General features: G+C 42.7%; 14 protein-coding genes and 1 pseudogene. 1 reads left to right on the top strand and 14 read right to left on the bottom strand.

The genetic code is table 11. From position 1 onward, the window contains the following. Nucleotides 1–30: 30 nt before the first annotated feature. From yegS to purM, 14 genes and pseudogenes are all read right to left on the bottom strand, one after another. Nucleotides 31–930: a lipid kinase YegS gene (gene yegS / locus PR767_RS08625; protein WP_004911418.1), complete on the bottom strand. Its 900-nt coding sequence runs from the start codon at nt 928–930 to the stop codon at nt 31–33. Between the two features lie 462 nt (nt 931–1,392). Beyond that, a complete protein-coding gene (gene trhP, locus PR767_RS08620; RefSeq protein ID WP_198641079.1) occupies nt 1,393–2,778 on the bottom strand; it encodes a prephenate-dependent tRNA uridine(34) hydroxylase TrhP in 1,386 nt (461 codons plus the stop codon). Between the two features lie 128 nt (nt 2,779–2,906). Next, the gene (baeR, locus tag PR767_RS08615; protein WP_272520167.1) at nt 2,907–3,602 is read right to left on the bottom strand and encodes a two-component system response regulator BaeR; all 696 of its coding nucleotides are present in this window, start codon (nt 3,600–3,602) and stop codon (nt 2,907–2,909) included. After that, a complete protein-coding gene (baeS, locus tag PR767_RS08610) occupies nt 3,599–4,987 on the bottom strand; it encodes a two-component system sensor histidine kinase BaeS (RefSeq protein ID WP_272520166.1) in 1,389 nt (462 codons plus the stop codon). Before baeS ends, baeR begins: the two co-directional genes overlap by 4 nt. Beyond that, nucleotides 4,977–8,078, bottom strand: a complete 3,102-nt coding sequence (mdtC, locus tag PR767_RS08605; RefSeq protein ID WP_272520165.1) for a multidrug efflux RND transporter permease subunit MdtC — start codon at nt 8,076–8,078, stop codon at nt 4,977–4,979. Before mdtC ends, baeS begins: the two co-directional genes overlap by 11 nt. Further along, nucleotides 8,078–11,200: an MdtB/MuxB family multidrug efflux RND transporter permease subunit gene (locus PR767_RS08600; protein ID WP_272520164.1), complete on the bottom strand. Its 3,123-nt coding sequence runs from the start codon at nt 11,198–11,200 to the stop codon at nt 8,078–8,080. Before PR767_RS08600 ends, mdtC begins: the two co-directional genes overlap by 1 nt. Continuing rightward, nucleotides 11,200–12,444, bottom strand: coding sequence for an MdtA/MuxA family multidrug efflux RND transporter periplasmic adaptor subunit (locus PR767_RS08595; protein WP_109912431.1), 1,245 nt, complete (start codon nt 12,442–12,444; stop codon nt 11,200–11,202). The genes PR767_RS08600 and PR767_RS08595 overlap by 1 nt, the downstream gene beginning before the upstream one ends. A gap of 246 nt (nt 12,445–12,690) precedes the next feature. Further along, entirely contained in the window at nt 12,691–14,043 is a 1,353-nt protein-coding gene (locus tag PR767_RS08590; RefSeq protein ID WP_004911396.1) for an MFS transporter, read from the bottom strand. Nucleotides 14,044–14,627: 584 nt separating this feature from the next. Then, nucleotides 14,628–15,914: pseudogene (gene mgtE, locus PR767_RS08585) on the bottom strand (magnesium transporter); the annotation flags it as partial. A 360-nt stretch (nt 15,915–16,274) separates the two neighbouring features. Beyond that, nucleotides 16,275–17,804, bottom strand: a complete 1,530-nt coding sequence (locus PR767_RS08580; RefSeq protein WP_272520163.1) for an exopolyphosphatase — start codon at nt 17,802–17,804, stop codon at nt 16,275–16,277. Nucleotides 17,805–17,808: 4 nt separating this feature from the next. Next, nucleotides 17,809–19,878, bottom strand: a complete 2,070-nt coding sequence (gene ppk1 / locus PR767_RS08575; RefSeq protein WP_110731977.1) for a polyphosphate kinase 1 — start codon at nt 19,876–19,878, stop codon at nt 17,809–17,811. Nucleotides 19,879–19,932: 54 nt separating this feature from the next. Next, nucleotides 19,933–20,520, bottom strand: a complete 588-nt coding sequence (gene speG, locus PR767_RS08570; protein WP_004911388.1) for a spermidine N1-acetyltransferase — start codon at nt 20,518–20,520, stop codon at nt 19,933–19,935. Between the two features lie 233 nt (nt 20,521–20,753). Next, nucleotides 20,754–21,392, bottom strand: coding sequence for a phosphoribosylglycinamide formyltransferase (purN, locus tag PR767_RS08565; RefSeq protein ID WP_004911384.1), 639 nt, complete (start codon nt 21,390–21,392; stop codon nt 20,754–20,756). Beyond that, entirely contained in the window at nt 21,392–22,432 is a 1,041-nt protein-coding gene (gene purM / locus PR767_RS08560; RefSeq protein WP_272520162.1) for a phosphoribosylformylglycinamidine cyclo-ligase, read from the bottom strand. Before purM ends, purN begins: the two co-directional genes overlap by 1 nt. 355 nt (nt 22,433–22,787) lie before the next feature. Between purM and upp the strand changes: the two genes are divergently transcribed. Next, entirely contained in the window at nt 22,788–23,414 is a 627-nt protein-coding gene (gene upp, locus PR767_RS08555) for a uracil phosphoribosyltransferase (protein WP_004253541.1), read from the top strand. Nucleotides 23,415–23,472: the final 58 nt, after the last annotated feature.

Genomic DNA, 23,472 nt, shown 5'->3' with positions numbered 1-23,472 from the left:
GCCCAAATACTTGGGCTTTCATATTATGCTTTAAGTTAATAAGTTACATTGAGGAGGTAACCGGCACTGAATGGCGTTTGGCTGCACTGAGAACGTAAAGGTATCTCCCGAGAGTGGCTCACCATCAAGGTTTAAGATCATATCGTGAGGAGATGAAATTTTTACCCACGATAATTGCTTTTCAACTAAGTGTTCGTTTTTATCAGCTGAAAATAAATTCGATAAAAATGCGGGTATCACATCCCTTGCAGGAATAATCAGTAAATTTAATGCACCGTCATTAATGAGTGCTTGTGGTGTCAATTGCTGACCTCCACCTGCTTGTCGGCCGTTTCCGACAGCAATGACTAACGTTTCTCCCTCCCAACTAAAATTTTCCCCTTCAATATGGCAAATGTCCGTTTTTAGTGTGTCAGGACGCAGTAAGCCATTTATCACGTAAGCCGCTCCCCCTAATGCTGACTTTAGTGCTTCTGGTGTTTCGGTGGTAATACGTGTCCCAAAGCCGCCAGTGGCCATATTGAGGAAATAATATTGCTCATTGACTTGCGCAATATCAATAGGCACAGCTTTGCCTTTTAATGAGAGTGCTAGGGCAGATTCAATATCCATTGGGATATTCGCGCTAGTGGCAAAATCATTTGCTGTACCCATCGGAAGGACCCCTAAAGCAGGACGAGACTCGCTAGGGAACTTCATCAGGGTGCTGGCAACCGCATTCACTGTGCCATCACCTCCGGCGGCAATAATGGTATCAACACCGTGTTTTATCGCCTGAGAAATAAAATAATGCGTATCATCCAGCTCCCAAGGAATACGGACTTGAATTTTATGGCCTTCTTTACGCAGGTGAGTAATGGCTTTTCGCAGCTCAATGTGATTTGCTTGTTTACCATTAAGAATAACCATGGCTGACTGATATTGATTCATAAATACCCATCCATTTGGCTTAACGTATGTCAAATATTCGTTAAAATGAGTATAAATGGATTAATAAAATATTGATGAGCTTTTTTTAGTTTTTTTACAGAAATAGAGTTAACAAGAGAAATGAAATAAAGTAGCAGATAAAAGAAATGGCTAGCTCAAGGGAGATTGAGCCAGCCAAGGAGGTGGTTCCTAGTCTTATTTTATGACTTTCTAGTTCTTCGTTTTCGAGAGTGACTATACGATATTGAATAACCAATTGATGTGATCTGTTGCATAAAATTGGATATTCAGCGCATTTTTTAATGGAAATGTCAATAACGCGAATGATTATCATATAAGAAAAAAGCATATAAAGTGAAATAATATCGTTTTATAGATAAAAAAAAGCCAAAATATCAAAGTATTAAACGATGAGGTTTTGGCTTATAGTGAACAAGCTATTTAAAAATAACTAAGTGGTGATTAGCCTGCAATTTGCTTTTCTGGCTGAGTTTGATGAGGTGCCCGGGTGGTTGTTCCTGCTAGGTTACGGATCAACAAACCAAAATTGACATCAACATCTTCAGGGATTGGCAGATAAACCACATGGCCGTTGCCTGGTGCAACATCAATCGTTTCACCTTTGCGGTTTGTTAAGGCGTCTAAGGTAAAGACAATATTACCCGCAGGTGTCATCATCTCTAAGCTGTCTCCAACGCTAAATTTATTTTTTACATCAACCTCTGCCATACCATTGACACGTTTGCCGGTAAATTCACCCACAAATTGCTGAGTTTCAGAAACAGAGTAGCCATATTCATAGGTTTGATAGGCATCGTGGGTGTGGCGACGTAAGAAGCCTTCAGTATAACCACGGTGCGCTAATCCTTCTAAAGTGGAGAGTAACGTTGGGTCAAAGGGTTTTCCAGCAACAGCATCGTCAATTGCACGTCTATAGACTTGTGCTGTTCGAGCGCAGTAATAAAACGATTTTGTACGGCCTTCAATTTTTAATGAGTGAACACCCATTTTTGTTAAATTTTCTACGTGCTCGATTGCGCGTAAATCCTTTGAGTTCATGATATAAGTGCCATGTTCATCTTCAAAGGCGGTCATATACTCGCCAGGTCGTTTGGCTTCTTCTATCATAAAGACTTTATCTGTTGGCGCACCCGCACCTAAGGTTGGCGTCACATTTTGTACTGGGATGGGCTCATGAATATGGACAATGTTACCCACATCGTCTTCTTTACCTTCTTGTACGTTATATTCCCAGCGGCAAGCATTGGTGCAAGTCCCTTGATTAGGGTCGCGCTTATTAATATAACCGGAAAGTAAACAACGGCCGGAATAGGCCATGCAAAGGGCACCATGGACAAAAACTTCAAGCTCAATTTCCGGTACCTGTTGGCGAATTTCAGCAATTTCGTCGAGGGATAATTCGCGCGATAAGATCACGCGTGTTAAGCCCATTTGTTTCCAGAACTTCACCGATGCCCAGTTAACCGCATTGGCCTGCACAGATAAATGAATATCCATCTCAGGAAACGCTTCACGAACCATCATAATAAGGCCAGGATCAGACATAATCAGTGCATCTGGTCCCATTTCAATGACGGGGGTTAAATCACGAATAAAGGTTTTTAATTTCGCATTGTGAGGGGCAATATTCACGACCACATAAAACTTTTTACCCAGCTCATGGGCTTCTTGAATGCCTTTGGCTAAGTTTTCGTGATTAAATTCGTTATTTCGTACGCGTAAGCTGTAACGAGGCTGGCCTGCATAAACGGCGTCTGCGCCATACGCAAAAGCGTAGCGCATATTTTTTAACGAACCGGCGGGGGATAAAAGCTCTGGTGTAAACATGGTTATTCTCTATCTGATGTCAAGTCAGCACTCACTCATACGAGAGAGTGTTTTTAAGGGATGGGGATTTTACTCCTATTTGCTAAAAAAACCAAATATCCCACAAGAATAGTATGTCTATTGGTTACTTAACATTCATCCCAACGGTAGCCAAGGCCATAGATTGACCGAATAAAAGTTTTTTCGTTATCGAGGGACTCTAATTTACGGCGTAAATTTTTGACGTGGCTATCAATTGTACGGTCTGTTACCACGCGGTGGTCGTCATACAAGATATCCAGTAACTGGTCGCGAGAAAATACCATGCCTGCATTATCAGACATAAATTTAAGCAACCGAAACTCAGCAGGTGTGAGTTCAAGTAACTGTGAGCCATAGCGTACTTGGAAGGCATTTTCATCGATAATAAGTTTGGTTTGGTTATTGTTGGTCGTTATGTTTGGTTGGCAACGACGTAAAATCGTTTTGACACGAGCCACAACTTCTCGTGGGCTAAATGGTTTACAAATATAGTCGTCAGCGCCGATTTCTAACCCTAACAAACGATCAATCTCTTCAGTTTTCGCCGTCACCATAATAATGGGAACATCACTGAATTTTCGCAGTTCACGACACACTGAAATGCCGTCCAGACCCGGTAACATTAAATCTAATAAAATGAGCGCAGGTTGGTGTTGTTTCACATACTCAATGACTTCGTCGCCACGTGCAATTAACGCAGGTTGGTAGTTTGCAGCTTGTAAGTAATCAAACAGCAGTTGACCTAGTTTGGGTTCATCCTCCACAACCAAAATAGGGGTATTGCTCTGTTCAACCATGATCATAACCCTTTATCTTTTAATTGAATCGGCAAATTGATGGTAATTTTGACACCTCCTAATGATGACGGTGCTGCAGAAATTGTACCATGATGAGCCTCAACAATATTATAGCAAATGGCCAGTCCTAAACCGGAACCACCACTGGCGCGATTACGTGAGCCTTCAGCGCGATAAAAACGCTCAAATAAATGTTGGCATTGCTCAGCTGTAAGCCCCGGGGCGCTATCTTGCCAAATTATACAGAGCTGGTCTTGGTCTTGTGTGATTTGGATGGCAATTTTACCTTGTGGATCCGTATAGCGTAAGCTGTTTTCCATTAAATTATAGAACAACTGGGTGATGCGATCTGGGTCTGCAAACACGTAGCCTTCTGCAATAAATTTCCGTTCAACTGAAAGTTGTTGGTCTTCTAACCGCCAGCGGGCTTGGCCTATTGCCATTTCAATTAAAGGGATAATATCGGTAAGTTGCATACGGTAGACCAATGAACCTCTATCCGATAATGAGAGCTGGTGGAGGTCATTAACTAACTTAATTAAAGTTTGGGTTTCATTGAGTAGAGAATTGATTGTTTCGGGAGTGGCTTGCCGGACGCCATCTTGCACTGCTTCTAATTCGCCTCGCAGAACTGATAATGGTGTGCGGAGTTCATGGGAAATATCCGCCATATAGTCACGACGCATTTGTTCGTTTTTTTCGAGAGTCGAGGCCAGATGGTTAAAATCTTTAGCCAGTTGTCCTAGTTCATCGCGGCCAGATTCAGGAACTCGTGTGGCAAAGTCACCATTGGCGAGCCGGTTAGTGCCCTCGAGTAACCGCTTAATCGGTTTTAAAAAGCTACGAGCAAGGAACAATGTGGCAATCAGAGCCACAAACAAAGATAGCCCAGCGATGATCCAACTGGTATACATTTGCTTGGTATCAAAACGGCGGTCAAGGGCGCTGCTAATTCCTGTTTCATAACTGGCAACGAGCCAGCCGACGGTATCGCCATTGCTAGTAACAATAGGTTCACGAAGAACTTTACTCGGCAAGGGCGTGTCTTGCCCGAAAATGAGTCGGTCTTGTGTATCATAAACCCAAAAAAAGGTTCGCCAGCGTTGGCGCATCGGGCCACGATGTTGTTGATGTTCTACAGAACGCAAAATGCGAAAGAAAATGCGATCATTACCAATCAAAAACCGCCAATTGCCCATTTCTTCATATTGTTCGGCAAGGGCAGAAGAAACCAGCTCAACGCGTTGTTGATCATTTTCTTTAATATAATCAATAAAGCCGAGCTGGAAACTCATGCGTACGCCTTGGTGCATAATCAGTACTAACAACAAGCATGTCGCAAAAATAGCCAGAAAAAGCCGAGTACTCACGCTATTCAACCTAAGCTTCATGGGTATCCTCCGCAATTTGCTGCGTTACTGATTTCTTGCGCTGCCAACGTTGTCTCAAGCTATCAAAACTTAAATACACAACAGGGGTGGTAAATAACGTTAGCAATTGGCTCATTATTAAGCCACCGACAATGGTGATCCCGAGAGGTTGACGGAGTTCTGCGCCATCACCACTACCCAACATTAACGGTAATGCACCAAAAATAGCTGCGAGTGTTGTCATCAAAATAGGGCGAAAACGTAATAAACTGGCACGAAAGATGGCTTCTCGGGCGGTTAAACCCGCCGTTCTCTGGGCTTGAATGGCAAAATCCACCATAATAATCGCGTTCTTCTTGACGATCCCAATTAATAGCATGATGCCAATTAAGGCGATTAAACTAAATGGCGTATCAAATAATTCAAGAGCTAATAATGCCCCGACACCTGCAGAGGGTAGGGTTGATAAAATAGTCAGTGGGTGAATATAACTTTCATATAATATACCCAGAACCAAATAAACGGTCACAATGGCGGCTAAAATTAAAAACAATTGTGACTGTAAGGTTTCTTGGAATATTTGTGCCGTTCCTGCAAAAGTGCCTCTCACCGTCGATGGTACGCCAAGTGCAGTCATGGTTTTTTCAATTTCGACAATGGCATCATTTAAGGTATAGCCGTCCGCAACATTAAACGCGATAGTGGATGAAGCAGATAGCCCTTGGTGATTCACACTTAGCGGTGCATTTGCGGGTTGCCAACGTGCAAAATAAGACAGTGGGATAGCGTCTCCATCTTTGTTGATGACAAACATTTTGTCGAGAGCACTGACATCTTGCGTATATTCAGGAGCAACTTCCATCACGACTTTATATTGGTTCATCGCCTCATAAATAGTGGAAACTTGGCGTTGGCCAAATGCGTTGTTAAGCAGACTGTTAGCTTCACGGACATCGATACCTAGCTGGGCCATTAAGTCCCTATCGTAGGTGATCGCCATTTCCGCGCCTTTGTCTTCCTTATCCGAGTTCACATCTGTTAGCTGTGGCAATTCACCGAGTGCTTTACGAATAGCGGGTTCCCAGTCACGCAATGCTGAAAGTTCATCTGCAAGCAGGGTAAACTGGTAACTGGCATTGGCCTGTCGACCTCCCACACGAATATCTTGTACTGGCATCATAAACAGGTTAGCCCCAGGCTCATTGGCTAATTTCATGCGTAACCGATTAATGACTTCAGCTGAACTTTCAGTACGTTCACCCAGTGGTTTTAATGAGATATACATAAAACCGCTGTTTACTCGGCTACCGCCAGTAAAACCGGTGACATTATCCGTCGCTGGGTCGGCTTTAACTTGCTGCATAAAACGGGTCATTTTTTCTTTCATTGACTGAAATGAAATGCTTTGGTCTGCGCGCACAAAGCCCAGCACTCGGCCAGTATCTTGTTCAGGAAAGAAAGTCTTCGGAACGGTGATATACAGGTAAACATTTAAGCCGATTGTGGCAAATAGCATCGCGAGAACACTCCGGCGATGTCCGAGCACCCAATTTAAAGCGACACCATAGCTTTCTTGCAAACGCAGTAACACACGTCCAAACCCACGATGTTTGGCTTTGACGTTGCGAGGACGTTTCTTCAGTAAATAAGCACACATCATGGGGGTGAGCGTTAGCGAAATCACCAATGAAATACCGATAGCGGTTGCAAGGGTAATAGCAAATTCGCGAAATAAGCGCCCGACTAGCCCATCCATTAGCAATAGGGGAATAAAAACAGCCACCAAAGAAATGCTCATGGAAACGACAGTAAAGCCGACTTCATGCACGCCTTTAACCGCGGCAATAAACGGTTTTGTGCCATTTTCGATATGACGTGAGATATTTTCTAATACCACAATCGCATCATCGACCACAAAGCCAGTCGCAACCGTTAGTGCCATCAATGACAAGTTATTTAAACTAAAGCCACATAAATACATGGCCGTAAAAGTTCCAATCAATGAGACGGGGACGGCAACAGCAGGGATCAAAGTAGCGCGACCTGAACGTAAGAATAGCAACACAACGAGGATCACCAAGGCAACGGCAATCAGTAGGGCGCGCTCGACTTCCGCTAAAGACGCGCGGATGGTCGGTGTCCTATCTTGTGCTACTTTTAACTCAATGGCGGCGGGGATCATATCATTGAATTCGGGTAATTCATCACGAATACGGTTAACCGTTTCAATGATATTGGCACCCGCTTCACGACGAATGACAATCAAAATAGCCGGTTTACCGTCTGCCATACCTGCCGCACGCACGTTTTCAATGGAATCTTTAACATTGGCGACATCGCTGAGTTTAACGGCATTACCTTGGCTATAATGAACAATAATGGGTCGATAATCTGCGGCTTTTTTTAGTTCATCATTGGTCTGTACCTGATAACGTTTTTCGTCATCATTGATATAGCCTTGCGGTTGGCGAACGTTAGCACTGCTGATGGCTGAGCGCACGGCATCAAGGGAAACCCCTTGGTTAAATAGGGCGGTTGGGTTGAGTTCAACGCGTACGGCAGGGAGCGAGCCTCCCCCCACAGAAACTTCACTAACCCCTTCAATTTGGGCAATTCGTTGGGCTAAACGCGTCGAAGCAATATCATAAATTTCGCCAGTATTTAGGGTGTCTGAGGTCATGGTCAAAATCATAATTGGCGCATCAGACGGGTTTGACTTGTAATAACGTGGACGGCTTGGCATACCGCTGGGTAGCAGGTTCTGTGCGGCATTAATTGCGGCTTGAACTTCGCGTGCAGCGTTATTAATGTCTTTGTCGAGATTGAACTCTAGTGTAATGGTGGTTCGCCCAAGCGCACTGCTTGAGGTCATTTCACTAATCCCAGCAATACTGCCTAAAGAGCGTTCAAGTGGCGTCGCAACGGAGGACGCCATAGTTTCGGGTGATGCCCCTGGAAGTGACGCTGTCACGTTAATCACAGGGTAGTCCACTTGAGGCAACGGAGAAACGGGTAAAAACAGAAAGCTCAGGGCACCACACAAAGTAATCGCAACGCTGATAAGCGTCGTTGCTACCGGTCGGCTAATAAACAGAGCAAAAAAGCGCTTCATTATGACACCTGTGCCTTCTTCGCTTGGCGACGGTCTTTAAAGTAATGAGAAAGACGGTCGAACAATAAGTAAATAACCGGTGTGGTAAATAAAGTGAGGATTTGGCTCATAATTAAGCCACCAACCATACAAATCCCTAATGGTTGACGTAATTCTGCACCTACACCAGTACTCAGCATCAATGGTAAGGCACCCAGCAAGGCCGCCATGGTGGTCATTAGAATTGGGCGAAACCGCAGCAAGCAAGCTTGATAGATGGCATCATAAGGGGACATTCCCTGTTCACTCTCCGCGGCAAGGGCAAAGTCAATCATCATAATGGCATTCTTTTTCACAATGCCAATTAGTAAGATGATGCCGATGACCGCGATGACATCAAGGTCTTTCCCTGCCATCATTAAAGCAAGTAATGCACCAACTCCGGCTGTCGGTAGGGTAGATAAAATCGTAATCGGGTGGATAAAACTCTCATATAAAATGCCCAATACGATATACATCGCCACAATGGCAGCTGCAATTAACCAAATAGTACTGCTCAGTGCCGCTTCAAAGGCTAAAGTCGCTCCTTGGAATTGCGTTGTAATAGATTTTGGCATCGCAATTTGAGATTCGGCCAATTTCACTGCATTGACAGCTGACTCTAGAGAAGCGCCATCCGCTACATTAAACGAAAAAGTCACCGCGGGAAATTGGTCTAGGTGATTAATGGCTAATGGCCCATTACCTTCTTGAATGTTCACTAAAGTACTCAGTGGTACAATGGCACCATCAGTCCCTTTTAGACGGATATCATTCAGCGCATCCATACCATCACGGGTTTGTGTGTCATGTTCTAATATCACACGATATTGATTTGACTGCGTATAGATAGTCGAAATCATTCGCTGCCCAAACGCATTATATAAGGCGTTATCAATAGCCGACATCGTGATACCAAAACGGCTTGCCGTATCACGATTAACATTCACATAGGCAACTAACCCTTTATTTTGCCAATCACTACTGACATCGGTGAGTTCAGGTTGTTGTTCTAGGGCATCTAACAAGCGTGGAACCCAAGTGGTTAATTCTTCTAATGAACCAGCCTGTAAAGTAAATTGATACTGTGTGCGCGCTACTTGCGTATCGATGGTGAGATCTTGCATGGGTTGCAGATAGAGATTCACTCCAGCAATGTTATCAACGGATTGCTGGAGACGATCAATAATCGCCATCACTCTGTCTTCACGCTCATCAAGAGGCTTTAATGTAATTTGGAGACGCGCATTGTTTAATGTCGGGTTGCTGCCATCAACACCCACATAGGTGGTGACATTGTCGACTGCAGGATCTGCTAATAATTTTGACGCGACTTCTTGCTGCTTTTGCGCCATGGCTGCAAATGAAATAGATTGGCGGCTTTCAATTGAGCCCTGAATAATTCCACTGTCTTGCAAAGGGAAAAAACCTTTTGGGATCCACAGATACAGTAAAACAGTCAGCACCATGGTACCTAGCGCCACAGAAAGGGTTAACCATTGGTGATTAAGAATACGTTTTAACCAAATTGCGTATCCAGCAACCATACGGTCAAAGAAGCGCTCACACGCTAGTTCAAAACGGTTATGTTTATGCTGCGACTCCGGTTTTAATAAACGCGCACACATCATTGGCGTTAGCGTCAATGAGACGACAGCAGAGATCAAAATAGCCACGGCTAGGGTAATGGCAAACTCGCGGAATAACCGGCCGACAATATCCCCCATAAATAACAGTGGGATTAATACTGCAACCAAGGAAAAGGTGAGGGAAATAATGGTAAATCCGATTTCACCAGCCCCTTTGAGTGCGGCGACCAGCGGTTTATCGCCTTGCTCCAAGTAGCGAGAAATATTTTCAATCACCACTATCGCATCATCGACCACAAAACCGGTGGCGATGGTTAAAGCCATTAGGGTGAGGTTATTGACAGAAAAACCACAGAAATACATCACTGCAAAGGTGCCAACAAGTGACAACGGTACGGCAATACCCGGTATTAAGGTGGCAATTCCATTGCGTAAAAACAAGTAAATCACCATCACTACGAGGGCGATGGCTAGCATTAATTCAAATTGGACATCATTAACGGATGCACGAATGGTACTGGTTCTATCGGTTAAAATTTCGACATTAACCGATTTAGGTAAGCTTTCAATCAATTCGGGCAATAGCGTACGAATGGTATCTGTGGTTTCAATCACGTTAGCGCCGGGCTGTCGCTGAACATTGATCACAATCGCTTGCTCATTATTCGCCCATGCACCTAAATAGGCATTTTCAGCACCTTGTGCAATGGTTGCAATATCACCTAAACGTACCGGCGCACCATTTTGGAAGGCCACAATAAGTTGACGATAGTCGTCAAGTGACTTCATTTGGTCGTTAGCAGACAGCGTTACCGCGCGCGTAGGGCCATCGAAACTCCCTTTTGCGGAGTTGACGTTCGCATTATTAATGGCAAGGCGAATTGTTTCGCTATCTAGCCCTTTAGCAGCCATGGCTTGTGGGTTGATATTCACACGAACAGCAGGACGTTGGCCGCCGGCTAACGTCACTAAGCCCACTCCATTTACTTGGGATATCTTCTGGGTAATTCGCGTTTCAATAATATCCTGTACTTGCGTTAACGGCATTGCATCAGAGGTGACCGCTAAGGTGAGTACAGGTGGATCAGCAGGGTTTACCTTATTATAAATTGGAGGATAGGGTAAATCCGAAGGTAGTAAGCTACTGGCAGAATTAATCGCTGCTTGAACTTCTTGTTCAGCAACTTCTAGAGGCAAGGTTAATTGGAACATCAGCGTGATAACGGATGCCCCTCCTGAACTTTGCGATGACATCTGTTTAAGCCCTGACATTTGGCCGAACTGGGTTTCCAGTGGTGCTGTCACTGCCGAGGTCATCACATCAGGGCTGGCGCCTGGGTAAAGGGTAACAACTTGAATCGTTGGGTAATCGACTTCAGGCAGGGCAGAAACAGGTAAGAAGCGATAACCGATGATCCCTGCGAGTAATATAGCCACCATGAATAATGTAGTTGCTACAGGGCGCAAAATAAATAAACGAGAAGGCCCACCGCCTTTTAACATTTCAGGCCGCATTACGCTTTCTCCGCGCTATTAGGTTTACCTTTGCGGGGCTCTTTTTTAGCGATGCCTTCAGGGGTAACAACTTCGACCGTTGTGCCATCGGTGAGTTTATCAACACCATCCGTGATGACTTTGGTATTTGCCGCGAGCCCACTTTCAATAACCACTTGTTGGCTATCTTGCATACCCACGGTTACATTGTGTTTACTGACTTTATTATCATCACTCAGTATCCAAACATAATGGCCTTCATTGCCCATTTGCAGTGCAGCGGTTGGGATCACCACGGCATTTTGCAGCGTTTCAACTTGCATTTTTACGTTAACAAATTGATTAGGAAAAAGTTTTTCTTCTTCATTGGTAAAGCGCGCTTTTATTTTCAGCGTGCCGGTCGCAGCATCAATTTGGTTATCAGTACTGAGTAGCTCACCACTTGCGATTAGCGCGATATTGTTTCTGTCCCAAGCTTCAATCAATACTTTCTCACCAGAGGATTGTGCCTGCTGGATCGCGGGAATATCGCCCTCAGGTAACGCAAAAAGGACATCTGCAGGTTGAGTTTGCGTGATGACGACAAGAGGAGTTGAGGTTCCGGAAGAGATAAAGTTTCCAACATCCACTTGTTTTAAACCCACGCGTCCTGAGATAGGCGCAGTAATTTTACTGTAGGTTAATTGCAGTTTGGCATTATCAACAGCTGCTTGGTCAACTTTAATACTGCCTTGAGCCTGTAATACCGCCGCTTTTTGGTTATCTAACTCTTGTTGCGAAATCACTTTAGTGCCAGCAAGCTTTTGATAACGAGCTAAATCTAATTGTGCATTTGCTAATGTTGCTTTGTCTTTTGCCAATTGCCCCTCTGCTTGTGATAGCTGAACTTCAAATGGGCGAGGGTCAATCTGTGCCAATAAATCTCCCTTATTGACGTATTGCCCTTCGGTAAAATACAGCTGCATTAACTGGCCTTCAACACGGCTGGTTACAGTGACAACATTCGCGGCTTGGACTGTGCCTAAACCCGATAAAAAGCGCGGAACGACTTTTTGTTCTGCGACGGCAAATTGTACAGGGGCTAAAACACGTGGTGGGCGGCCCATTGCACTTCGCTGTGAGTTTGGTTTTGCTACGGCGTCAGTAGATTGTGTATCTGATTGTTTTTCTTGATGATAAAAATACCAAGAAGCGCCAGCTGCCGCAATAATGGCAATAAAAATGGCAGAGCGAATAAAAGGTTTACGTTGTTTTTGTTTATTCATTTTGGGTAATTCGCTTAACTCAAAAAAGTGGATGAGATCCGTCAGGCTGTATACTAAAAAACTAACAAAAAAGAGTCAGTTAGACATATTAGTAGTTTAACGTGATAGGTACAAAGAAAAATGGAGGAAATATGAATAAGTGTCAATTTCTGTACTTGTATGCTGCGGTGTGTGTAAAGGAGGGCGTGGGGGAAATTAATTTTTCTCAATAAGAATTGCACCCTAATAAATAGGGTGCAAGAAATGTTATAAGCTAGAAGCGTTTAGAACCGCAGATTTTTCGTTTGAGGATTCAGAATTGACTGTCCAACCCTTCCAAGATAGAGGAATAAAGGCTACAGCAACCGCTAATAATGAGACGCCAGCAACATAATAGGCAGGTGCCATGTGAGACTGCTGCAACCAAGCACCAGTTAATATTGGTGTTAAACCACCAAAAATTGCATAAGCCACATTGTAAGCGAATGACAGGCCAGAATAGCGAATTTCAGGTGGAAATGCGCGTGTACTGATAATTGGTGTCGTTGCAATCGCGCCAACAAAGAAGCCCATCAAGCCATAGTTAAAAATCAACGTACTCGCCGCAATATCACTGGATAATGACGAATAGAAGTAAATTGCCGTTACGGCCAATCCACCCCAGGATAAAGTCATTGAGGTACGTGTTCCTGTTTTATCACCTAACCAACCCCAGAAGATACAGCCTAATGTTAAGGTTAATGTTGCGGCACAGTTAGCTTGCAATGCAATATTTCGGTCAATGTTATAGATCCCTTTTAACACCACATCTGGCGTCATCAAAATAGTGACAACGATAGCGGTTGATAATGACCACGTCAGTGCTGCCGTGATCATACAGGCTTGCTTATGAGATTTAATCACAGTTTTGACGGGTAATTCTTGTGACAAAGCTTTTTTAGCGGCCAGTTCTTTGAATATTGGGGTTTCTTGTAAAAAACGGCGTAAATACACAGAAATAAACCCAAAAATACCACCAAGAATAAATGGAATACGCCATGCGAAATCATGAATTTCAGTTGTGGTATAAGAGCGTTCAATAATAATAGCGACGATAGAGCCTAATAAAATACCGCCAGTGATCCCAGAAGTCAGTGTACCAACACCTAAGCCATAGCGTTGCTTTGGTGTATGCTCTGCAATAAATACCCATGCTCCTGGCATTTCACCACCAATCGCGGCACCTTGCATAATACGCATTAACAGCAGCAGTAATGGGGCTGCAGCACCAATGGTTTCAAAAGTCGGTAAAAAACCAATCACAAATGTTGGGAATGCCATTAAGAAAATACTTAAGGTAAACATTTTCTTGCGGCCAATTTTATCTCCAAAGTGAGCCATAATAATGCCACCAAGAGGACGAGCAAGATAACCTGCTGCAAATAGGCCCAGTGTTGCCATTAGCGCGAGAAATTCGTTATCCCCTGGAAAAAATAGTTGGGAAATAATTTTTGCGTAAAAAACAAAGATAACGAAGTCGTAAAACTCAAGGGTACCCCCTAAAGAGGATAAGCCTAATGTTTTATAGTCTTCTTTGCCCAAAGGCCTCGCAGAGGGCTGGCTGGCTGTTTGCGGTGTCATTATAGTTTCCTTCTAACTACCTGAAATACTAAATTGCATAAATTCAAAATAATAAGCATTGGCTCATAATAATGAGCTAATCATTTTTATTGGTGCAGATAAGAGGTATAAAACGTTGGATGGGTATAACTTAGTTTAATACACAGTATCTTTTTTGCATGTGTATATTTATAGCAGGAAATTCTATATTCTGTAAACCTCAACCCTAAAAACAAGAATAACATTCCAATTAGTTTTGTTTGTATGGACAATTGATTTGGTGCGGCGATAAATAACCTTATATGATGTTAATAATATGAATTTTGCAGAATATCGTATATTTAAATTAGTCAGTTACAGTGTTAATTATATTTAATTTAATAAATTCTTACTGAAATATAGTAAACAAATATTACCTAATTATTTTTCGCTATAATTAACTTTATTCATCTCGATAAACTAAATAACTATAAAAGCATTTAATTAATAGATAAATAATAAGCTTACTTGCGAAATCTTGGGATTTTGACGAGGTTTTGTTAGCGCAGGGAGTGTTTTGTAAAATGCACGCGCCCACCAAGAAACAGGACGCGTGCAAAGTAAATTTAAACGAGGAATAGCGTGGCTAAGCCAAGGAAAATAAAGAACCCACCTGTATCGGTGATAGCGGTAATCATCACGCTAGAGCCGATAGCAGGGTCTTTGCCCATTTTCAGCATAATGAGTGGAATAAGCACCCCCATAATCGCTGCCATTAGTAGGTTCAAGATCATCGCTAATGTCATGACAGCGCCCATAGCGATATCACCATATAGGAAATAGGTAACGACTCCCATAATTCCGCCCCAAACAACGCCATTAATAAAGGCGACGCCAAGCTCTCTTAACATTAAGAAAGAGAAACTATTATTTTGTATCTGGTGCAGGGCAATGGCACGAACAATCATGGTGATGGTTTGGTTTCCCGTATTTCCCCCAATTCCTGCCACAATTGGCATTAATGTGGCTAACGCGACTAATTGGGAAATGGTATCTTCAAAGACGCCAATAACACGAGAAGCGACAAAAGCGGTACATAGGTTAATGGCTAACCATGTCCAACGGGTTTTAACGGCTTGGCCAACCGGGGCGAAAACGTCTTCTTCAGGGCTTAACCCCCCCATACGACGAATACTGTTATCGTTTTCTTCACTGATGTTATCAACGATATCTTCAACCGTCAGGCGGCCCATCAGTAAGCCGCTATTATCAACAACAGCAGCAGAAATTAAGTCATAACGTTCGAACGCACTAGCGGCATCTTCGCCTTTTTCATCGGGCAAGAAGGTCACAGTGTCAGTTTTCATGACATCGGCCACTATTTTTTCAGGGGATTGCGTCAAAATAGTGGTTAGTGGTAATTCACCTTGCAGATAATTATTGTTATCGACAACAAAAATTTTATCGGTGGCTTCTGGGATCTTGCCTCGTTGGCGTAAATAACGTTGAACCGTTTTTAGTGTCACATTTGGGCGTACGGTGACGAATTCAAAATCCATCATTTGCCCGACGCTATCTTTCGCATATTGTAAAACTTCGCGAATGCGGCTACGTAGGCTAGGCTCTAAATAGGTGAGGAGCCGGCGCATGGTGTCACGAGGTAAATGCTCAGCAATATAAGCTTGTTCGTCAACATGCAAATTAGCAACGGCGCGAAGCAGTTCTCTGTCAGACATATCCTTAATTAGGCTATCCCAAACAGATACGGAGGCCTCAACTAAGACTTCACCACGTTCGTTATTATCAACAAGACGCCATAACGCGAGACGCTCATCATAAGGGAGCATTTCTAAGATATCGGCGATATCCGCAGTGTGTAAATCAAGTAGCAATTCTTTTACAAGACTAATTTTTTCACTAATTGCTTTGTCATCAATACTGACGTGTTGATCATTTTCAACAAGCGCATGGACGAACTCTTCGTCATCTAAAAATAGCGTCAGGATTTGCTGGCGAATATGTGCCAGTTTTTGAGAGTGCGGGTTGACTGTTGGCACCGCATCGATTGAAAAAGCAGGTTGTGACATTTTAATCCTTAAAGCAATAGCAGCGCAAAAGCGCTTTTTATGAATTCGTCTGCGAGCGGACGAAATTTATTATCATTATTGTCGCCTATTTAAATAATATATCAAATAGTTGAGTCAAATAAGCGGTGATTTCAAAGTCATCAGCGATGAAGAATAAGCATAAATCACTACAATAATGGCCGCAAATCACTCATTTTCTGCACAAATAGTTAACGACCAACCGGGGACATCTTCCCAATAGCCACTTTCTTTTTCTAAATCCAATATCATCAATGTATTTTGCACGAGATATTCAGATGGTAAATAGAGAGTCCAGTGCCCATCATCCGTTTCTATCCGTAACGAAGAGGGGATTGTGGTAGATTGGCGTTGATTATTTAACAAAATGGCTAGCCGCAAAATTTGAATAAGCGGCATAAATTGTTTTCTTTTAAATAAATTAAATTTAGGGATATCGTCATACTTAATAGCCCTACGATGATTACGTACTAATGTTGCCAGTAATAGTTGCTGTTCTTGGTTGAAGCCCGGTAAGTTGGTATTTTGCAAAATATAAGCAGAATGGCGGTGCATACCACTATGATTAATACTTAACCCAACCTCATGGAGCATAACTGCCCATATTAAAATGGATTCCAGTTGTGGGTTAAGTTGCTTGGGGTTTTGTTGTCCCCACTGGAAATAGAGTTCTTCCATGGTTTTTAATACGCGTTTAGCTTGCTCTCTATCGATATTATAATGCTCAGCAAGGCTTAAAGCAGTACGCTGGCGGATATCTTGGTGGCGGAAACGGCCTTCCATTTCATATAAAACACCTTCACGCAATGCACCGTCAGATAAATGTAACTCTTTAATTTCTAATGAATCAAATACGGCAAGTAAAATCGCTAAGCCAGGAACAAATACGTGTTTACGTTCATTCGATAGGCCTAATATATTCAGGGTGCTAAATGACTTATATTTCAACGCCATTTGCTTGATTTCGATAAGACGTTCCCGCGTAATAATACCGTCTTTATAGCCTAATTCTTGTATCACACTATGGGCAGCTTTGATGGTGCCCGAGGCGCCCATCGCAACGTCCCAAGTTTGTTTCTTAAATAAAATCGCGGTGCTTTCTAATTTTAAGCAAGCCCCTAGGTAGGCTCGATTGAAATATTCAGGGGTAATTTCTTCATTTGGAAAGTAAGTACGGGCAAAGCTAACACAGCCCATACGGCGGCTTTCAATCAAAAGCGGCTCAAATTTTTCACCAATAACTAACTCTGTCGAACCACCACCGATATCGAGTACTAATTTACGGCCTTTTTCGGGTTGAGTGTGCTCAACGCCCATAAAAATTAACCGTGCTTCTTCTTGACCTGAAATGATTTCAATAGGGTAAGGCATGATTACTTTAGCGCGCTGCAAAAACAGTTTTACATTCGTTGCTACACGTAATGAATGAGTGCCAACAATGCATACGTTTTCAGGGGGAAAGCCTTGTAACCGTTCGGCAAACAACGCGAGGCAGGCAAGCCCACGTTCCATGGCTTCTTCACTTAATTCATTGGTATCACTTAGACCATCAGCTAGGTGAACACGTTTTTTTAACCGTGTAAGAACTTGCAATGCACCATTAACGATGCGAGCAATGACCATGTGAAAACTGTTTGAGCCTAAATCTATAGCCGCAATTTCTTGTGGTCTCGGTGTTGAGGCGTTGGTTATTGGCATATTTTTAAGCTCTTGTATCCGGTGTTTCGATTGATTTTAAATAATCATACACAGCAAGCTGGGCCTGAATTTTACGTTTATTTCCGCGGGGAACATAATGATTACTTAAATCTTTGTCAACATAACGTGCTTTAACAGTATCGCTAAATTGCAACTCTAAAATATCCAATACCCGTTGTTTTAAATGCGGGTCGACTAAGCTAACGGCGACTTCAATGCGGTAATCAATGTTGCGGGTCATCCAGTCAGCAGAAGAAATAAAGACTTTTTCGTCCCCCGCATTGGTGAAAACATAAACACGGTCATGTTCAAGAAAGCGGTCAACAATACTGGTTACCTGAATATTTTCACTGTAGCCGACTTGGCCGGCGACTAAAGAGCACATCCCTCTGACTAATAAACGAATTTTGACACCTGCATTGGAGGCATCGTACAGTTTGTCAGTCAATTCTTTGTCGACTAAGTTGTTAATTTTTAATGTAATGCCACTGGGCCGTTCAGCGAGCGCATTTTCGATTTCTTGGTCAATTAAGGCCATCAAACGAATACGTGTATTTTGTGGTGACACCATTAGATTATCGAAAGTCACTGGGCGATAAGGATTTTCAATAAAACTAAATACCCGACGAACTTCGTTGGTGATCAGTTCATTTGCAGTGAGTAGGGAGTAATCAGTATAAAGCCGAGCGGTTTTTTCGTTAAAATTTCCCGTACCGATATGGGCATAACGCACGATTTGGCCTTCTTCCATGCGTGAGATAATAAATAATTTTGCATGGATTTTAAGCCCGGGCGCGGAGAAAATAACATGCACGCCCGCTTCAGTTAATCGTTTTGCCCAATGAATATTAGCGGCCTCATCAAATCGTGCTTGTAACTCAACGACCACTGTGACTTTTTTTCCATTATGAGCGGCATGAATGACAGAATCGATAATGCGTGAGTCTTTCGCGACACGGTAAATATTAATTTTAATCGATAATACATTCGGGTCAAAAGACGCTTGGCGCAATAATTCTAAAGTATGTTCAAAGGTATAGTAGGGATAATATAACAGTACATCGCGTTCGCGAATGGCATCGAAACCGTTACGGAAGTTATCAAACCAGCGGTGACGCAGCCTTGGTAATGGCTTGTTTAATAGGTTTTTATTTCCTTCATTAGGGAAATTAATAAAGTCTTTAAAATTGTGGTAGCGGCCACCGGCAATCACGGAGTCATCGCTGGATAGCCCCAGTTTTTCACGTAAAAGAGCAACCATTTCGTCAGGCATATCACGCTGATAGACAAAACGGACGGGTTCTGCGGTTAAACGTTGTTTTAATGTAGATGACATTATTTCGAGCAAGCTCGATTCCATCTCTGTTGCGATGTCGTACTCTGCATCACGCGTCATTTTCATCGAATAGGCATTGAGCTTATCGTAATCAAAAAAACCTTTGAAAATTTCATCGAGCGTATAGCGAAGGATATTATCAATTAGGATCATTGACTTGCGACGCTTTGGCATTTCTGGAGGCAGGTTAACAAACCGCGGGACTTTATCGGATGGAATTTCCAATAGTGCATATTGAATCTGATTGCCATTGATGATTTCAACTGCAAGATAAGTGTAGTCATCTTTTAGAAATTCAACGAGATTGGTATCAGGATTAATTAATATTGGCGTAATATGCTGGCGCAGATTCTGGCGGAAATACTGACGTAACCATATCTGTTGGCGAGGCGAAATTTGACGTTCGTTAATCAAGAATATTTGATTGCGCGCCATTTCCAATAATAAGTCATTATAGAGAATGTCGAATTCTTGTTCTTGTTTGGCAACTCTTGACTGAATTCTCTTTAACAAGTGGCGAGCACCGCTTGCCGAGCCGCGTTCTTCATTAATTAAAATACGGCGTTTAACGTCGGCGAAGCGGACTTTATAAAACTCGTCTAGATTATTGGAATAAATTCCCAAAAAACGCATTCGCTCAATAAGAGGGTTACGCTTGTCGGCTGCTTCTTGTAAAACACGCTCGTTAAAAGACAGCCAGCTTAACTCTTTTTCATGATAGAGACGTTCTTGGGACATTCTAACTCCGTATTAGACTCTTGTTACTTTATGGCTATGATACCAGTCAGTTAGCTAAATGTGTTGTTTAATTGCTTTATCTTGGGTAATAACACTTTCTGGATTAGCAGATTGTTGCTTCATCGTAAAATATTGTTGCTGAAAAATACACATACGGATAGCGGTGTGATAGCGACCATTGACAAAGAATTCGTCGATCAGTTCGCCTTCAGTATGGAAGCCTAGTTTATTATAAATATGGATAGCTTTAACATTTTCTTTATCAACAATAAGATAAAGTTTATATAAGTTTAGTACGGAAAACGCGTAGTCCATTGCTAATTTCGCAGCGCGACTCGCATAGCCATGGCCTTGATGGCTCGGTGCAATGATAATTTGAAACTCAGAGCGTCGGTGAACATAATCAATTTCTACCAATTCGACTAAGCCAACTTTCTCACTGTCATTTTCAACGATAAAACGGCGTTCAGACTGGTCATGAATATGTTTATCGTAAAGATCGCTTAATTCAACGAAAGCTTCATAAGGTTCTTCAAACCAATAACGCATAACACTGGCATTGTTATCAAGCTGGTGAATAAATGCTAAATCTTCACGTTCAAGTGGGCGCAACCTAAACGGATGAACTTGCCCGGTCGTCATAAAAATACCTCTATTTAGTTAGGAAAAATGTTTTGTTCTTCGACTATAAGGATAACATTTATTTGCGATAAAATAATGACACAGCACAGAGAGATTATCACCTTGTTGAAAAATAATTCATTTTACCCAACGCTAATGTTTTTATGTAATAGCTTGCGATCGTGTTTTTATGTGAATGCGAAGAAAAAGGGTGGATACCCACCCTTGAAATGACGTTTTGCTCATCACGAATATTATTCGTTAGCGTAACCTTGTTGCGGTAAAATTCGGTTATCTAACACAGCTTTACCTTTTTGCATTGTTAATCGGCCACTAATGAACCACTCAACAACTAATGGGTAAATCGTATGTTCTTGGGCTTTTACCCGCTCGATAATATCGTCTTCGTTATCCTGTTCAAAGATAGGCACTTTAGCTTGCAAAATAACTGGCCCGCCATCCAGTTCTTCGGTAACGAAATGAACGGATGTGCCATGTTCTTTATCCCCATTTTCTAGCGCTTTACGATGCGTGTGTAAACCGGGGTATTTCGGTAACAAAGAAGGATGGATATTGAGTAATTTACCCGCAAAGTGGTTGACGAATTGGGCTGATAAGATACGCATAAAACCCGCTAATACGACTAAATCAGGCTGATATTGGTCGACTTGTGCGAGTAATGCAGCATCATATGCTTGGCGGTCAGTATACTGTTTGGCATCTAAAAAACAGGCTGGTATTCCAGCCTGTTGTGCCCGAACAAGCCCATAAGCATTGGCTTGGTTGCTAATGACAGCAACAATGTGAGCGCCAATTGCCCCAGTGCGGCAGCTATCAATTAATGATTGCAAATTACTACCGCTGCCAGAAATGAGGACAACAATTTTTTTCATTAGCGGATCACAACCTGCTCTTCACCCGCTTGTAATGCGCCAATTGTACCGATTTGCCATGCGTTTTCGCCAAGCTTGTTCAACAGAGCAAGTGCATTTTCAACTTCCTGTTGTGGTAGAGCAATAATAATCCCCACACCACAGTTGAAGGTACGGTACATTTCATGAGTGCTCACATCACCAGCTTGCTGCAGCCAGTTAAAGACAGCAGGCCATTGCCAGCTGCTACCGTCAATAATTGCTTGTGTGTTGTCAGGCAGTACGCGAGGAATATTTTCCCAGAAACCACCACCAGTAATGTGGGCAATTGCATGGATATCGCTGTTTGCGATCAGCTCTAATACATTTTTAACGTAAATGCGTGTTGGTTCTAATAAGTGGTCAGCTAAAGGTTTCCCATCTAATTGAGTTTCTTCTGGGTTGGTTTGGCTGACTTCGAGGATCTTGCGAACCAGCGAGTAACCATTTGAATGCGGGCCGCTAGAGGCTAAAGCAATTAAGGCGTCTCCAGCACTCACTTTGCTACCATCGATGATTTCTGAGCGTTCAACAACACCCACACAGAAACCAGCCACATCGTAGTCTTCACCATGGTACATTCCCGGCATTTCCGCGGTTTCACCACCCACTAACGCACAACCTGACTGTTTACAACCTTCTGCGATACCCGTAATCACACTCGCAGCGGTATCGACATCTAGTTTACCGGTCGCGTAATAATCAAGGAAGAACAGGGGCTCTGCGCCTTGAACAATCAAGTCATTGACACACATAGCCACAAGGTCAATCCCAATGGAGTCATGACGTTTTAAATCCATTGCTAAGCGTAATTTGGTACCGACACCGTCAGTGCCTGAAACTAAAACAGGCTCACGGTATTTCTGCGGTAGGGAACATAATGCACCGAATCCCCCAAGACCTCCCATGACTTCTGGGCGGCGGGTTTCTTTTACGACACCTTTAATACGTTCAACCAAGGCGTTACCCGCATCAATATCAACACCGGCATCTTTATAGCTGAGAGAGGTTTTATCAGTCACTACGGCCCCCAAGGCAATTACATTTTTGAGAAAAATAACATCATTGACATTATTCTAACAGGCTAGGCAAACGTTTGCGATAGCTTTGTGTTGGAAATTTTTGGGTACGCATAATCGAAGAATGGTAGAACGTTATAGAAGTTGTATAGCAAAATAAGAAATGTATTTATTTAAATCAAATTTGCGGTTTTACCAATTTCAACTTAACTGAGATGAGGTATAATTTTTAAAAAAATGGCGTTAATCGTTGTTGTTTTGACCAAAATCAAGCGTTATCTAGTGGCAACCAAAGCTAAAAGAGGTATAATCCGGCGATTTTTTTGTCCGCCGCCGTCTTAAATAGTAGGAGAAACCCATGAAGATCGTTGAGGTAAAACACCCTCTCGTTAAACATAAACTCGGCCTGATGCGAGATCATGATATAAGCACAAAGCGCTTTCGTGAACTGGCCTCAGAGGTTGGTAGCCTACTGACTTATGAAGCAACTGCTGACCTTGAAACTGAAAAAGTGACTATCGATGGTTGGTGTGGTCCTGTAGAAATAGAACAAATTAAAGGTAAGAAAATCACTGTAGTACCAATTCTTCGTGCGGGTATTGGTATGATGAACGGTGTATTAGATAGCATTCCAAGTGCACGTATCAGTGTGGTAGGTGTTTATCGTGATGAAGAAACACTGCAGCCTGTCCCTTATTTCCAAAAACTCGCCTCTAACATTGAAGAACGTATGGCATTAGTGGTCGACCCAATGTTAGCGACGGGTGGCTCAATGATTGCTACCATTGATTTATTAAAAAATGCGGGTTGTACCTCGATTAAAATCTTAGTTCTTGTTGCAGCGCCTGAAGGTTTAAAAGCGTTGGAAGCTGCGCATCCAGATGTTGAATTATATACCGCTTCAATTGATGAGTATTTAAATGAAGAGGGATATATCGTTCCGGGTCTCGGTGATGCGGGCGACAAGATATTTGGTACTAAATAATGATAAGCCGACTGAGAAGTCGGCTTTTTTTTGATTAATTGTAGAGACTCACTGCTTA

The sequence above is a fragment of the Providencia sp. PROV223 genome, from assembly GCF_028479245.1.
GTDB classification, from domain to species: domain Bacteria; phylum Pseudomonadota; class Gammaproteobacteria; order Enterobacterales; family Enterobacteriaceae; genus Providencia; species Providencia rettgeri.
The sequence above is the reverse complement of the archived record's forward strand: the minus strand, read 5'-3'. Positions and strand labels throughout refer to the sequence as shown.

What these genes read in the sequence shown, in the direction of transcription:
- upp (WP_004253541.1), top strand. Translation starts at nt 22,788, where the DNA reads ATGAAGATCGTTGAGGTAAAACACCCTCTCGTTAAACATAAACTCGGC.
- PR767_RS08590 (WP_004911396.1), bottom strand. Translation starts at nt 14,043, where the DNA reads ATGACACCGCAAACAGCCAGCCAGCCCTCTGCGAGGCCTTTGGGCAAA.
- PR767_RS08580 (WP_272520163.1), bottom strand. Translation starts at nt 17,804, where the DNA reads ATGCCAATAACCAACGCCTCAACACCGAGACCACAAGAAATTGCGGCT.
- ppk1 (WP_110731977.1), bottom strand. Translation starts at nt 19,878, where the DNA reads ATGTCCCAAGAACGTCTCTATCATGAAAAAGAGTTAAGCTGGCTGTCT.
- trhP (WP_198641079.1), bottom strand. Translation starts at nt 2,778, where the DNA reads ATGTTTACACCAGAGCTTTTATCCCCCGCCGGTTCGTTAAAAAATATG.
- PR767_RS08600 (WP_272520164.1), bottom strand. Translation starts at nt 11,200, where the DNA reads ATGCGGCCTGAAATGTTAAAAGGCGGTGGGCCTTCTCGTTTATTTATT.
- baeR (WP_272520167.1), bottom strand. Translation starts at nt 3,602, where the DNA reads ATGATCATGGTTGAACAGAGCAATACCCCTATTTTGGTTGTGGAGGAT.
- mdtC (WP_272520165.1), bottom strand. Translation starts at nt 8,078, where the DNA reads ATGAAGCGCTTTTTTGCTCTGTTTATTAGCCGACCGGTAGCAACGACG.
- yegS (WP_004911418.1), bottom strand. Translation starts at nt 930, where the DNA reads ATGAATCAATATCAGTCAGCCATGGTTATTCTTAATGGTAAACAAGCA.
- speG (WP_004911388.1), bottom strand. Translation starts at nt 20,520, where the DNA reads ATGACGACCGGGCAAGTTCATCCGTTTAGGTTGCGCCCACTTGAACGT.
- baeS (WP_272520166.1), bottom strand. Translation starts at nt 4,987, where the DNA reads ATGAAGCTTAGGTTGAATAGCGTGAGTACTCGGCTTTTTCTGGCTATT.
- purN (WP_004911384.1), bottom strand. Translation starts at nt 21,392, where the DNA reads ATGAAAAAAATTGTTGTCCTCATTTCTGGCAGCGGTAGTAATTTGCAA.
- PR767_RS08595 (WP_109912431.1), bottom strand. Translation starts at nt 12,444, where the DNA reads ATGAATAAACAAAAACAACGTAAACCTTTTATTCGCTCTGCCATTTTT.